This window comes from Acinetobacter sp. MF4642, from assembly GCF_002018925.1.
Lineage (GTDB): Bacteria > Pseudomonadota > Gammaproteobacteria > Pseudomonadales > Moraxellaceae > Acinetobacter > Acinetobacter johnsonii.
In genome coordinates this window covers 24,957-39,412 of sequence record NZ_MVON01000027.1, presented here as the reverse complement: position 1 = coordinate 39,412, position 14,456 = coordinate 24,957, and the positions used below count along the sequence as shown (strand labels likewise).

Below are 14,456 nucleotides of genomic sequence, written 5' to 3'. Positions count from 1 at the left end.
CTCGATCGGTCACTTTACCTAGGCAAAAAGGTTCCATTTTTGCCCATTGGGCATCAGTAAGTATGTATCTATCCATAGTACTATTATAAATTAATCAGTAGCCTTTGTTAATTCTCAACAAGCCCTAGTAATTGAACCGCTCTTTCTCTGATTTCAGGGGTATATTTTAATTTTGTCATCGGCATAGTCTCTCAGAATATTGACTCTCCGACAAACCCGGTACGGTTCAGTCGTCCTCAGCACCAAATTCCTAGCGGATAACAAGCTCACCGAAAGCGAAGCCCGTAAGAAACTCATGGCGCTGACGGGTGCAAAGCAGATTGCGTTCATTGAAGCCGATGAACAAGGGGGCTTGGAACATGCCGATGGCGTAGTAAGCTTTGTCGACCAAAATACCTTGGTGATTAACTCCTACCCTGAAGATCCCGACTATGCCAAGCAACTCAAAGCAGATTTAAAGCGCGGCATTCCCAATGTTAAAATTCGTGAAATCATCACCCCTTATGATGGCAGCGAAATCTACGATGAAAAATTTGGTTCTGCATGTGGCCTATACACCAATATGTTGGTCACGCCTGAACGGATTTACTTCCCGCAATTTGGGATTAAAGAAGATGCTGTCGCGTTAAAGCAAATTCGTAGTGTAACCAAACGGACTGTTGTTCCAGTACAGTCTTCTAATGTCTGTCATATGGGCGGTGGTGTGCGCTGTATGTCTTGGCAAGTGCGTGGGAAAAATGCGGAATTGTTTTTAAACTATTTAAATAAAATCAGTAAGTAGTGCAGTGCGGCTCCCCTATCAATACATGGGGGGGATGGGATATGGAAACAACATCCGCAAAAAGGCAGGTGGAAGAGACGTTCCTCCTGCCTTTTTAAATTTACTTCACTTTCATCTTACGAATCATTTTATACAACGTTGTAGGCGATAAACGAGATACCAGAACCCCCATTTTCTCCTTCCGTCCACCGACTACAATGTATTCTTCACCTTTAAGCAAAGCACTCACCACCGTTTGCGCAAAAATATCGGGTTCTAGACCATTTTCAATCGCTTCGTCTTGATGACCCTGTGGTTTACCCTCGCCATTTAAAGCATTAAACGAAACATTGGTTTTAACAAAGCCCGGGAAAATCACAGATACATCTACGCCCTCATTGGCCACTTCGGCACGCAGGCTATTTGCCCACATATGAATGGCAGCCTTGGCTGCTGAATAGCTGGCACGGTAATGCGTCCCCAATAGTCCCGCAACACTCGAAACAAAGGCAATACGACCTGATTTTTGCGCTAAAAATGTTGGTAGAACAGTTTTGGTTAAAAACACTTGTGAGAAATAATCCACTTCCATAATCGCACGTTCAGTCTGCATGCTGGTGTCAGCAATCAAGGCACGCTGGCTTAAACCCGCATTATTAATCAGCCAATCAATTCGACCTTTTTTCTGTAGCACTTGCTCATAGGCATGACGAACTTGAGCTTCATCGGTAATGTCGGCACAAATGGAAATATGTTGATCTGGATTGAGCAGCCCGACACGAACTTTTTCGAGTTCGTCAAAACGTCTTGCCGTGAGGACCACCTCAGCACCCTGTAAAGCACATTCTTTAGCCAGTGCTTCTCCTAACCCTGAAGATGCCCCCGTAATCCACACCACCTTAGCGTCTAAACTGTTTAACTGTGCCATGTCCTTATTGCCTCATACCGAAGTTTTATTTGCAGATTGATCATTTAAAAAAGTCAGGAAATGATCAAAATATTGACTCATCATCTGCGCATCATAGATACGCCCTAATTTATCAAAACGTTTATAGCCCAACTGAGTCGTTAAGTTAATCACCCCATTTAGTGTTTTATCGACCACCAGATTAAATTTAAGCATTTTTTTGGGTTCACGGACCAGACTGGTCACCCCTTGATCGACAATTTGCGTAAACACCTTCAAAGCTGGAGCAACATAACTGTTATTGCCCTTTTCCATCTGTTCCACACAACCCAAAAGTTCGGAAACTAAGGTTTTTTCGACTGGGTAGCTTAAAAAATGCATGCTCTCGGTGTCATACATCATTTGCTCTAGATAATTCACCATTGGAATTAGACGGTCATTTGAAAAAAAAGACACGGACCACGGCATGTACTTACGCATAGTGTCCACAATGTGCTGAATAATTTTCTCAGACTCCCCATCACCTGAGGTAGACAAGCGTGCAAGATCGCCAAAGACTTGATCAATCACTTCACATGAAATATCCGCTAAAACCTCACCCAAAGGTTTGGCAAGGCTTTGGCTTTCGCCGGCATTAAGCTGTTGATGAATGTGGGCAAAACGTTGGTGAGTTTCAGGTTTTAATTTTAATGATATTTGATAAGTCATAATGATCCCCCCTTTTTTGATTTTTACTGCGAACAAAGCGCACTCTAGGTTTAGACACATCATAAAGCGCTCTGCATCATGTCGCAATTGCTAGATCAACGCATTTGCTTTACATGCCCCCATTTGCGATTTCTTTGCTACAATAGATGCAATTTTTTATCTACTTTTGAACTGTTTGAACTATGACTGATTCAGCGCAAAATATCGCTACAACTTACGATCCGACCGAGATCGAGAAAAAATGGTACCAAACTTGGGAAGAGCGTGGCTATTTCAAGCCCTCTGAAAAAGGTGAGTCATTTTGTATCATGATTCCGCCGCCAAACGTCACCGGTAGCTTGCACATGGGTCATGGTTTTAACAATGCCATTATGGATGCCTTAACACGCTACAACCGTATGTCAGGTAAAAACACCTTATGGCAACCGGGTACAGACCATGCGGGTATTGCCACGCAAATGGTAGTTGAGCGTCAGTTGGGTGCTCAAGGTGTCAGCCGTCATGACCTTGGCCGTGAAAAATTTATTGAAAAAGTTTGGGAATGGAAAGAACAATCAGGTGGCACGATTACTCGTCAAATCCGTCGTTTAGGTTCTTCAGTGGATTGGTCGCGTGAACGCTTCACCATGGATGAAGGCTTATCCAATGCCGTCAAAGAAGTGTTCGTTAAACTGCACGAAGACGGTTTGATTTACCGTGGCAAACGTCTGGTAAACTGGGATCCAAAACTGCAAACTGCGCTTTCTGACTTAGAAGTTGAGTCGGATAAAGAAGAAGCAGGTTCACTGTGGCACTTCAAATACTTCTTTGAAGATAAAAACTTACGTACCCATGATGGTAAAGACCACATCGTTGTTGCGACCACACGTCCTGAAACATTGTTAGGTGATACCGCTGTTGCTGTGGCACTGGATGATGAGCGCTATACTCACCTTGTGGGTCAAAACATTATCCTGCCAATTACAGGCCGTGCTGTTCCAATCGTTAAAGATGAATATGTCGATAAAGAATTCGGTACAGGCTGTGTGAAAATCACTCCTGCACATGACTTTAACGACTATGAAGTCGGTAAGCGTTGTGAATTGCCTATCATCAATATCTTCAATAAAAATGCAGAAGTATTGGCTGAGTTTGAATATATCGCGAAAGCGGGTGAACAAATCTCGAAAACCATTGCTGCCCCTGCGGACTATATTGGTTTAGAGCGTTTTGAAGCACGTAAAAAACTGGTTGAACAAGCAGAAAGTGAAGGCTGGTTAGATCAAATTCAACCATACACCTTGAAACCACCTCGTGGTGACCGTTCAGGGGTAATCGTTGAGCCATTATTGACGGATCAATGGTATGTGAAAATTGCACCATTGGCGCAACCTGCCATTGAAGCGGTTCAAGATGGTCGTATCAAATTCGTGCCTGAACAGTACAGCAACATGTACATGGCATGGATGAACAACATTCAAGACTGGTGTATCTCTCGTCAACTTTGGTGGGGTCACCGTATCCCAGCTTGGTACGATGCTGAAGGCAACATCTATGTCGGTCGTGACGAAGTGGAAGTCCGTGAGAAAAATAACATCCCTGCTGATGTTGCGCTTAGCCAAGATGAAGACGTACTCGACACTTGGTTCTCTTCTGCACTTTGGACGTTCTCAACTTTAGGTTGGACTGGCGATGCCAAGAAAGATGCGGAAAACTATTTCCTCAATACCTTCCACCCAACGGATGTATTGGTGACTGGTTTTGACATCATCTTCTTCTGGGTTGCTCGTATGATTATGTTTACGATGCACTTCATGAAAAATGAAGATGGTACGCCACAAGTTCCGTTTAAAACGGTCTATGTTCACGGTTTAGTCCGTGATGGTGAAGGTCAAAAAATGTCGAAGTCGAAAGGCAACGTGCTTGACCCACTCGATTTGATTGACGGTGTAGACCTTGAGACTTTGGTACAAAAACGTACGACTGGTCTAATGAACCCGAAACAAGCGGCGAAGATTGAAAAATCGACCCGTAAAGAGTTCCCAGAAGGCATTCAAGCATATGGTACAGATGCGGTTCGCTTCACTTTCTGTGCACTTGCCAACACAGGTCGTGACATCAAATTCGACATGAAGCGTGTTGAAGGCTACCGTAACTTTGCCAACAAAATCTGGAACGCAACTCGTTTCGTGATGATGAACTGTGAAAATCAAGAAATTGGTAGCGAAGTTCGTCAAGACCTTTGGGAATTACCTGAACAGTGGATCGTAAGCCGTCTACAAAAAGCAGAAGCAGCGGTACAACAAGCTTTCGCAACTTATCGTTTAGACTTGGCTGCACAAGCGATTTACGAGTTCATTTGGAATGAATACTGTGACTGGTATGTCGAACTGACAAAACCTGTTCTGAATGATGAAAACGTATCGGTTGAGCGTAAAGCTGAAGTTCGTCGTGTACTCCTTGCAGTCATGGAAGCGTCTTTACGTCTTGCACATCCGCTTATGCCGTATTTGACTGAAGAAATTTGGCAGACGCTTGCACCGAAACTCGGTATTTCTGGCGAAACTATTATGCTGGCGCAGTACCCTGTTGCCAATCCTGAGCGTGTAAACGAACAGGCTGAAGCAGATATGCAATGGCTTCAAGGTTTGATTGGTGCGGTACGTAACATCCGTGGTGAAATGGGCTTAGGTAATGCACGTCTATTACCAGTGCTTCTACAAAACACAACGGAAGCTGAGAAAGCACAGATCACACGTATTGAAGCGTTGTTTAAAGCCTTGGCGAAAGTTGAAAGCATTACGTTCTTGGCGAATGGCGAACAACCTCCATTGTCTTCTTCCTCTGTGGTTGGACATGCGTCTGTCTTTGTTCCTATGAAAGGTTTAATTGACCCGAAAGCAGAATTAGGTCGTTTACAGAAAGACTTGGACAAAGTGCAAAAGCAACATGACGTCATTGCAGGCAAACTTTCCAATGAAGGTTTTGTGGCTAAAGCACCTGCGGCTGTAGTTGAAGGTGAGAAAGTGAAACTTGCTGAGTTTGCTGACCAGTTAGCGAAAATTAAAGCGAATATGGAGCAAATTGCAGCGCTTTAATGTGTTGTTAATTTAATCAAATTTGTAGTATAAAGGGCTGATTATTCAGCCCTTTATATTAACTATGACTTTAGAATTTGATGCAGTAAACGGGAAAAAATATTATTTATCTAAGAGAGCTTTAAAACATATTATTGATGGTGAGTTTGCCACTCAACCGATTGGAAATGGTCAAACAAAGTCAATTTTAACTGGTGGATTACATATTAAAAATGGCTTTGAGTCTTTCTTAAAAAACCACCCAACTATAGCGCACTTATACAACTACAATTCCTCGTTACATGAGGATTGGTTCTATGTTCGAGAACTACAAAATGGTGTATTAACAGCGAAATTACCAAGAACCTTATTCAATAAACGTGCTGCATCAGCAACTCTAGCAGTAGATAAATATTATATTTCTGGTTATCTATGGAAAACTTTATTTCCCGAAGAAACAGATGAAACAAAATTAATTGAGTATATAAAAGAAGGTTTAGAAAATTTAGATTTGGAAAATTCTAAAAATGATCAATTAATCGGTTACTGTAATATTCAATCAGATCCAACTAAAATTATACGTTTGATGTATTTTGTACATGATGATAAGAATATTGCTTCATGCTTTCCAACATGGACACAGCCATATACAGGAAATAATGGCAAAGCTTTTAGTCACAAACATGTTTTATCCTATCCTATTGTACAATCTACTATGATGATAGATTATGAATTCGATAGAAAACAATTACCTCTGACCAAGTTAGATACGGAACTACTAGAAAATAAAGTTAGTTTACTTACAGGCGAAGATCATTTTACAATTGAAAAAGACATCCAAAATTTAAACATTAGGTTAACCTCTAATCGAACTCCTACTGTTATTTTATTTGAACATGAAATTTTCAGCTTATTAGCAAATACACCAAGAATTTTTTTAGAAAGAGAGATTCCACAACCTTTACATTATGAAGAATATGAGTCAAATAGAAATAAGATATTTAAGAAAATTACTAAAAAGCAAAAAAATAGAAAAAAGAATATTAAAGAATTTATTGAATATATAAAATCAATAAGCATAATAAAATACAATTTTGAATATTCAACATACATATACAATAATTTTTCTAGAATAGTATTTCATTTTACTCATCTCATCAACTGTGCTAATATTTATGAAAACATTGTAGAATCTATAAAGATAATTTATATTTGTGATAATAAAGATAAATCTATATATCTATTAGAAAATCTTGACCAATTATTAGAAAATCTTATTACTTTTAATTTCTATGATCATTTGCAAAAAAGCGGATATTAACTCTAATTGCCAATCTGTGCTATACATATCACGATACGAAAATAATTGAAAAATTTCTCAAATCTTTAATGAAATGCCCTTCACGTTTTAATTTATTAAAAGAATACAACCAATGTCGCATGTCTCTTAATTTAATTAAAACTCCTAAAATATATAATAATATTGGTGAACTTTTAGATGAAATTGGCTTAACCAATAATTTAGGGTTCTCAATTCCTGATGTAATTGATTTTCTGAAAGAAACATTAGAAGAAAATTATCTCATAACCCCATTACAGATGGATTTTGATGAGTATCTTTTAGACTTAATTTTTAAACAAAGTCCAAACTTCCCTCTACTTGTACAAGACCATTGTAGATATATAAATGACATAGATTTTATGAGCTTTTCAGCTATTTTATGTAGTCATATAGATAAATTAATTGAGAAAAATATTTATAATGATGAATTAGCAAATAATTTATATGAATTACTTGATGAATATATCAAAATTCAAGTAGCACAAAGAAAGCAGTTAAATTTACTCTATAGGATTAAATATAATGCAAATCATGAAGAAGCTAAGAAATTAGAATTCCCACTGACTTTAACTGAACCAAATAAATATACAATTTGTCTATATATAGAAAGATTCTTTAACTCAATGTTTTCTCAAAGATTATGTAATGAATTAAAAGAATACTTAACACAAAATAACAATACAACATTGATTCAGAAGATTGAAGAAAAAATTGAAGTCAAAATTGGAAAGGATATTCCACCAAACCCAGAGTTTTTACCTGAATTTATTAAGGAAAAAATTGGTTTTCAATAAATAAACTACATACTTGTACCTTGTAAATTTAAAAGCTTGTTTTCCTCTCCTTTTAGGAGAGGGCTAGGGAAAGGTGCTTTTAATTTTTTCATTATTAAACCGACCCTCTTCCCCCGCCTTCTCCCAAAGGGAGAAGGAGCTTACATTATTGATTTACTTTCAGTTCAAAACACACCTGTCACAAATCCTCCAAAACCCCATCCGTCAGCCCCAACACATCAGAATTCCAGTACCGCACGGCAGTTAAGCCCAAAGCCTCTAAAAAAAATTGGTTCGTTCAACATCATATGCCATGAGATCATTAGTTCCATGCTGACTGCCATCCAACTCAATGATCAAGCCAATTTCATGACAGTAAAAATCCACAATATACGGTGCAATCACATACTGTCCGCAAGGAGGTGAGGGAAAATCAAAGTACCCCATGTTCCAACAACATCTCCACCCCACTCAGCTTTTTCATATACACATGCTCGGCTTTTACTTTTTTGCTTATTTATTATAGATATGCAAAGCCATCTACGCCACCAAAGCAATCAAGTCATTAAAGATGGAAAATACGCTAATCGATCAAAAAGCGTAAAGTCTTTCCAACGGAGATGCTGTGCGTAACGTGATTTATCTAGCAATTGTGATGCAGCGTCTAAAAAGTGAAATACGCTTATCTTGCGCTGCTGTGCAGCTCATGGCGTTTAGCCATGAGTCGCTTTATTATTGAATTTGTTGACCGCCCCTAAGCAATCACCTTTAATTGATGAAAATCAATTACACAAAATTATTTACAGGCTCAACCCACTTTAAAAATTAAATGACCAGCCGAATGCTCTATTTTTAAGTAAGTTTTTTAAACAATCAAAATCCTTATAACTATTTAAACACTGTTCATCTTGCAATAGCTTTCTTCGAATTTCTGTCAAATCATATTGGTACTTCTTAGCCAAATCAGCAGGTTTAAAAGTCTGTTTATAAAAACCAGAGCTTTCCCAATCAAATGAGTAAATAATGTGATCTAACTCAATTTGCAATTGTTCAATTTGATCTTCTAGCAATAGATTATAAGATTTCAAATGTTCATTTGCGATTTTAACTGCTTGTTTTTGATCACCTTGTTCTGTATAAGCACGTAACTTTAACAGCGTAAGTAAATCTTTTTCTTCAAGTGCAGTATTTGCTTGCTGCAAAAGCTCAGTTTTCTCTATACGTTTTTGCTCATCTCTTTCGCGGTCAGGATGGATCACAGAGGCAATTTTTAAATAAATGCTTTTTAATGACTGCCCTGCCATTTTTTTTGCATCTTCAAGTTGCATTTGCTTCTTTAAAATTTTCTTTTTTTCTTTTTCTGCAAACTTTTGATATGCCTCACGTTCATGATCATTAAGTTGATTTTGAATGAAATCAGCTTCCTCTCGATCAAATTTTTCTTTTACTTTTTGCATAAACTCTTCAAGATTTTCGAGATCAAAATCAAAGTCAATCCAGTCCTCAGACACACCCAATTGATCTGCAAGAATTTCTTTCATCACTTGTTTTTGCATCATTTCATCAACATCATGCTCTGAATGAAAATCATCCTCTGTATCATCTACTTGTGATGTAGGCAAATGATCATGGTCTTCTAAAATTTTGTAAAATTGAGCAATGACGATGGTCAATTTATGTTGTTCTTCAGACAGATTGGGATTATTTAAAAGTTGACTCACTAAAATTGAGATTTTTTTATCTAAACGCTCTAAATGGGTTTTAGCAAATTTATGCGATTGTTTATATTGCCAAAGTACCTCTAGTTGACTAAATAAAACTTGGTGCCATTGGGCATATAATGGCAAGAGTTCAAAACTTGCATCCTCCTGTACTTTTTGTTGTGCTTGTTGCCACTCAACCAAAGAGAGTTGTAATTTCTCAATTTTTTGAATCTGACGATTAAACTTTTTTTGTTGTGGGGATAAATTTTCAGTTTCTTGATACAAACTTAAATCTAAAATGCTCATGACTTTATTTCAATACAAATGCGATTTGACTCAATATTTTAACAGAAAGCATGCCTACGACTATTTGTTTAAAATAGTAAAATCTTATCTCATAGAACCCCATGCTCCATCAAGATCTTCATCCCACTCACCTTTTTCATATGCTTTAAACGTTCCTTTTCCCACTTCAACTGCTGTTTTAACTCGGTAGCATCCTTATCTATCACCTTATACACATCACTCATTTTGAGCTGTTTGGTATTGATATGACTGCTCAAGTGAAAAGACGCAAAGATCACCACTAACTGGCTTTGCAAATTCTGACTCTGTGCTTCCAAAGACAACTGATAAAACTTCACTTGTTCCGAACTTAAAGCTTTTGAGCTTAGGCCTTTATTGGTCTCTAGCTGTAACTGAAGTTTCAATAAATAAAATAAATCCTGCTCTGCATGGGCTTCATTGACCTTCTGCAAAAGTTCAGTCTTATCTAATTTCTTCGCTTCATTAGGCTCACGGTCAGGGTGAATCATCGCGGTAATTTTTAAATACACGGTTTTCAGTGACTGCTCTGCCATTTTGGCTGCTTGCTCACGTTTTTCTTGTTGTTTTAACTGCTTGGCACTTTCTCGTTCTGCTTCATATTCGGCAGAATCATATTCATAATTTTCCCAGTCTACATCTACGTTTTGTTCTACCGTTTCAGCGAGATCATGACTTTGTATTGAGTTTGCTTTGGCTTTCTTCGCACGTACATGCTCTGCATGCTGCATATAGAAAGTATCAATTTTCTCTACCTGTTCTTTCTGCGCGGAAGTCAGCATCTGAGATTTTTTTAGCATCTTGGCTAAAGCAGCTATTTTGGTGTCAATCTGCACCAAATCAGCTTTGCTAAAGGCATCACTGGCTAAGTGACTCCACAGGGTATCGAGCTGTACAAATAACACCGTATGTAACTCGCTATACACAGGTAAAAGCTTACTGCGTGTATAGTTTTGAATGTCGGCTTGCGCATTTTGCCATGCTGCCAGTTCTTGTTTTTGCTGTTCAATACGCTCAATCAAACGATTTAATTTTTTCTGCTGCGGACTGAGTTGAGCCTCAGGCTGAGCCGTCGTTTTTAACGCTGAAGACATAACCCATCCAACCCAGTACAAAAGAGAAATTATAGCGCGATCTTAACGCACAAGCTGCGCTACTCTCTTTGAGCCAAGTTTAAAATCTGAGTGATCCAAATTTCAAATAAAAAAAGCCCATCATTCGATGAGCATTTTATTTAGATAAATAGCTTTACCAATAGTTTTCGACCGCAATATTCCCTTCACCACGGCGGTTCATGGTCAGGCCACGTGCTTTTAATGCCTCTTTGGTATCTTCGACCATTTGCGGGTTACCACACAGCATCACATGGCTGGTTTCAGGGTTCAAGCTCAAACCGACTGCTTTTTCAAGCTCACCATTTTCAATCAGTACAGGTAAGCGGTCATGTAGTGGCGCATGCGGATCACGGGTAATAATCGGCACAAATTTAAAGCCTGTATGCCCTTCACCAAATGTCTCTGCAATTTCTTGAATGCGTGTTGCATAGGCCAGTTCAGAGGCTGTACGTACACTATAAACCAGTGTAATGCTCTCGTATTTCGACCACGTCTCAAAGTCTTGTAACATCGAAATAAAAGGTGCAAGCCCTGTCCCTGTGCCCAGTAACCATAAGTCTTTTGGTAGTGGCAACTGATAACGCGCCAAGGTCAAAAAGCCGTACGGGATCTTTTCGAGGTAGATCTCATCATCGACTTTTAAGTGTTGTAAATTCGAGGTAAATGCACCTTCAGGCACCACAATCGAGAAAAACTCTAAAGTTTCATCAAAAGGAGAGGACACCACCGAATACGCTCGAACCACCAATTCATCCCCCACTTTGATGCCAATACGGGCAAATTGTCCTGCGGTAAACTTAAAATGTGCAGGTCGCGTCATGGTGAAGCTAAAAAGTGTATTGGTCCAACGGTGTACGGATAAAACCTTTTCTAGGCTAAATTTTTCAATTGACATGATTTCAGCGTGGCATCAAAGACGTTGCTCATGTTAGCATGACCACATAATTTGTTAATATTTTTTAAATGTTAAGGCTATATTCATGCGCATGACTTTACGCCAGTTGGCGGTTTTTGTAGCAGTTGCTCAAGAAGGCACAGTAACCAAAGCCAGTGATGCGGTTCGACTCACCCAGAGTGCTGCGAGTATGGCTTTAGCAGATCTAGAGGACGGTTTAGGGGCTCCACTGTTTGACCGTCTAGGTAAGCGTCTTCAGCTCAACGATTTGGGTCGTTTCCTGCTGCCACAAGCTTTAGAAATTTTGGGTCGCTGTGATGCTTTCGAGCAAGCTGCTAAAGGTGAGTTACAAAGCATTGATTTACGTTTGGGTGCAACCCTGACCATCAGTGACTACCTCATGCCTGACCTGATGTCTGACTTCTTACAAATTCAACCTCAAGCCCATTTACAGCTGCAAGTTGGTAACACCCGTCAAATGATTGAGGCGGTGAATCAGTTCCAACTGGATTTGGCCTTGATTGAAGGCTCTTGTCACTTGCCACAACTGCAATGTATTCACTGGCGTGACGATGAATTAGCGGTCTGCTGTGCACCAGATCATCCTTTGGCGCAGTTAAATCGCACATTAACGCCTGAAGACTTTAAATCGGTCGAGTGGATCTTGCGTGAAGAAGGTTCAGGTACACGTGAAGTGTTTGATAATGCTATTTTGAAAGACTTGCCTGATGCCAACATCCGTCTGACCTTGGGTCATAATGAAGCGATTTTAAAAATCGTGGCTGGTGGTTTAGGGATGTCATGCATTTCAAAGCTGGCAACTGAACCTTTGCGCGAAAAAGGCCAGTTGGTGGTGCTTGATACTCCGTTTTGGTCTCTAACGCGTCCACTGTTCATGTTGGTACATCGTCAGAAGTACCAAGGCCCAGGACTCAAAGCCTTTATGAAATTCTGCGAAAAATAAGTAAGTAAAAAGCACCCAAGGGTGCTTTTTTTATTTCCCAAATTGGCGCTCACATGGCTCACCATCATTGTTCCCATCCATTTGGGTATTTGGACAGTTCCTTAAGAAGTAAACCGCTTCTTCATAAGAACGCATTTGGGAGCAATGGGTTCGTCCATCGCATTTAAACTGCCCTGTGCTGACAGGTAAGCGACCATTTTGTTTATCAATACTTTCCGTCACGCGTTCAGAGCGTGGTTGATTGGTCTGATGCAGACCTGCATCTAAATTACGCTTCCCTTGCTCAGATAGGATTTGATCGGGCAACTTTCCTAAAGCTTTACGCTGTTCTTCTACAATCTGTTGTTGCTCGAACATCAACTGCTCAGCTTTACGCTGTTTTTCTGCACTATAACTTTGATATTTCCCATAGGTCAAAAAGCCCAATACCGCGACGATAATGATCCCAATCACGGTGATGATGGTACTTTTATGCCCTGCCTCATGGTACCTTGGTGAGGCTTGGGTACGCGTTTTTTTCTTATTTGATGGTGTCGTTGCTTTGCTTTCTGAGGTCAGACCAAGCCGCTGGATATTGCCAGCCTTAAACTTGCCTTGGTCTTCTACAATCATAAACTGAAGCACTTCACCAAGCTTGGGTTCAATGTTGTGCTGTGGCAAATCTTTGATATGAAAAAACACATCATCAATATCCCCTTCCACCTCAATGAAACCAAAACCACGTGAGGTACTAAAGCTTTTGATTTTCCCTTTCAGAAACATAATCTGCTCTATTCAATTGTATTTTTCGTATTGTAATCAATAATAAAGAGGCTAAAAAGCCTCTTTGCTTCAAAATGCAAAGATTAATCTTTGCACGATTTCACTCTGAATCAACGCTGACTTAGCGTCTAAAATTAGACAATAAGTCTGTGGTAATCGATTTATTATGGCTTGAGACTTTCGATTTTTTGGCTTTGGCAGAGTTGTCTTCAACCCGCTCAATTTTAATCGCTTTATAGCGATCGCCATTTTCAACCACATTAAACTTCACGCGTTCATTGCGTTTCGGCTCACCTGAGTCTGCAGGAAAATCCGAGATATGAAAAAATACTTCGCCTTCAGGTGAGGAAATAAAGCCAAAACCTTTGTCAGCGTTATATTGCTTAACTTTTCCTTGATATTGCTCGGCCTTCATAAACAGATCCTAATATGTACACGCTTTGTTGTAGTATATAAAAAAGAGGCTATAAAAGCCTCTTTTTGCTGGGGCTCAATCTTAATCTTTTTGAACTGAACCAAAGATTTTGTCGCCCGCATCGCCTAGACCCGGCACGATATAACCATTGGCATTTAAGCCTTGGTCAATTGAAGCCGTGAAAATAGTGACATCTGGGTGCGCATCCAAAACACGTTTAATGCCTTCAGGTGCCGCAACCAACACCATCACACGGATGTCTTTACAGCCACTTGCTTTCAATACATCAATCGCAGCAACCAATGAAGAACCCGTTGCAAGCATTGGGTCGATGATCATCGCTAAACGGTTTTGTACATCTGGAACTAATTTTTTGTAATAGGTACGTGCTTCAAGTGTTTCTTCATCACGCTCTAAACCCAGTACAGACACTTTAGCACTTGGAATCAGGTTTAAAAAACCATCCAACATACCAATACCCGCACGTAAAATTGGCACAACCGTGATTTTTTTACCCACAATGCGATCTACCGTTACTTTACCATTCCAACCATCAATTTCATGGTCGCAAACAGGCAAATCTTTGGTCGCTTCATAGGTCAACAGCATGGTCACTTCTTGAGCCAGCTCACGGAAGTTTTTAGTGCTGATATCGGCACGACGAAGAAGACCAAGCTTATGACGAATCAGCGGATGACGAATTTCATGGATAGCCACGGGAGAGCACCTAAA

12 protein-coding genes and 2 pseudogenes are annotated in these 14,456 nt (G+C 39.6%); 5 read left to right on the top strand and 9 right to left on the bottom strand.

Annotated elements, in window-relative coordinates; all coding sequences use genetic code 11:
- Window positions 1-220: 220 nt before the first annotated feature.
- A pseudogene (locus MF4642_RS13065) lies at window positions 221-781 on the top strand (agmatine deiminase family protein); the annotation flags it as partial.
- Between the two features lie 100 nt (window positions 782-881).
- On the opposite strand, the gene MF4642_RS13060 reads toward MF4642_RS13065, so the two are convergent.
- Together MF4642_RS13060 and MF4642_RS13055 are read right to left on the bottom strand one after the other, a co-directional pair.
- Complete coding sequence (locus MF4642_RS13060) at window positions 882-1,688, bottom strand: SDR family NAD(P)-dependent oxidoreductase (protein ID WP_078426498.1); 807 nt, start codon at window positions 1,686-1,688, stop codon at window positions 882-884.
- A gap of 12 nt (window positions 1,689-1,700) precedes the next feature.
- On the bottom strand, window positions 1,701-2,375 hold the full coding sequence (locus tag MF4642_RS13055) for a hypothetical protein (RefSeq protein ID WP_078426497.1): 675 nt from the start codon (window positions 2,373-2,375) through the stop codon (window positions 1,701-1,703).
- A gap of 182 nt (window positions 2,376-2,557) precedes the next feature.
- Here MF4642_RS13055 and MF4642_RS13050 point away from each other — a divergent pair, with 182 nt between their 5' ends.
- The 3 genes from MF4642_RS13050 to MF4642_RS13040 all read left to right on the top strand — a co-directional run bounded on the left by MF4642_RS13050 (window position 2,558) and on the right by MF4642_RS13040 (window position 7,567).
- Entirely contained in the window at window positions 2,558-5,452 is a 2,895-nt protein-coding gene (locus MF4642_RS13050; RefSeq protein WP_078426496.1) for a valine--tRNA ligase, read from the top strand.
- 64 nt (window positions 5,453-5,516) lie between these two features.
- Entirely contained in the window at window positions 5,517-6,752 is a 1,236-nt protein-coding gene (locus tag MF4642_RS13045; protein ID WP_078426495.1) for a hypothetical protein, read from the top strand.
- A 119-nt stretch (window positions 6,753-6,871) separates the two neighbouring features.
- On the top strand, window positions 6,872-7,567 hold the full coding sequence (locus MF4642_RS13040) for a hypothetical protein (protein WP_078426494.1): 696 nt from the start codon (window positions 6,872-6,874) through the stop codon (window positions 7,565-7,567).
- Window positions 7,568-7,745: 178 nt separating this feature from the next.
- Here the strand turns inward: MF4642_RS13040 and MF4642_RS13035 are convergent.
- The 4 genes and pseudogenes from MF4642_RS13035 to MF4642_RS13020 all read right to left on the bottom strand — a co-directional run.
- A pseudogene (locus MF4642_RS13035) lies at window positions 7,746-7,957 on the bottom strand (endonuclease domain-containing protein); the annotation flags it as partial.
- Window positions 7,958-8,364: 407 nt separating this feature from the next.
- Window positions 8,365-9,555: a hypothetical protein gene (locus MF4642_RS13030; protein ID WP_004695414.1), complete on the bottom strand. Its 1,191-nt coding sequence runs from the start codon at window positions 9,553-9,555 to the stop codon at window positions 8,365-8,367.
- Between the two features lie 89 nt (window positions 9,556-9,644).
- Window positions 9,645-10,667: a molecular chaperone DnaJ gene (locus tag MF4642_RS13025; RefSeq protein ID WP_078426493.1), complete on the bottom strand. Its 1,023-nt coding sequence runs from the start codon at window positions 10,665-10,667 to the stop codon at window positions 9,645-9,647.
- 154 nt (window positions 10,668-10,821) lie between these two features.
- Window positions 10,822-11,583, bottom strand: coding sequence for a ferredoxin--NADP reductase (locus tag MF4642_RS13020; RefSeq protein ID WP_078426492.1), 762 nt, complete (start codon window positions 11,581-11,583; stop codon window positions 10,822-10,824).
- 85 nt (window positions 11,584-11,668) lie between these two features.
- Between MF4642_RS13020 and gigC the strand changes: the two genes are divergently transcribed.
- On the top strand, window positions 11,669-12,547 hold the full coding sequence (gene gigC, locus MF4642_RS13015) for a LysR family transcriptional regulator GigC (protein WP_078426491.1): 879 nt from the start codon (window positions 11,669-11,671) through the stop codon (window positions 12,545-12,547).
- 30 nt (window positions 12,548-12,577) lie between these two features.
- Here the strand turns inward: gigC and MF4642_RS13010 are convergent, their stop codons facing one another.
- From MF4642_RS13010 to upp, 3 genes are all read right to left on the bottom strand, one after another.
- Entirely contained in the window at window positions 12,578-13,309 is a 732-nt protein-coding gene (locus MF4642_RS13010; protein ID WP_078426490.1) for a cold shock domain-containing protein, read from the bottom strand.
- Window positions 13,310-13,430: 121 nt separating this feature from the next.
- Complete coding sequence (locus MF4642_RS13005) at window positions 13,431-13,724, bottom strand: cold shock domain-containing protein (RefSeq protein ID WP_004695403.1); 294 nt, start codon at window positions 13,722-13,724, stop codon at window positions 13,431-13,433.
- Window positions 13,725-13,805: 81 nt separating this feature from the next.
- Window positions 13,806-14,441: a uracil phosphoribosyltransferase gene (upp, locus tag MF4642_RS13000; RefSeq protein WP_058870138.1), complete on the bottom strand. Its 636-nt coding sequence runs from the start codon at window positions 14,439-14,441 to the stop codon at window positions 13,806-13,808.
- Between the last annotated feature and the right edge of the window lie 15 nt (window positions 14,442-14,456).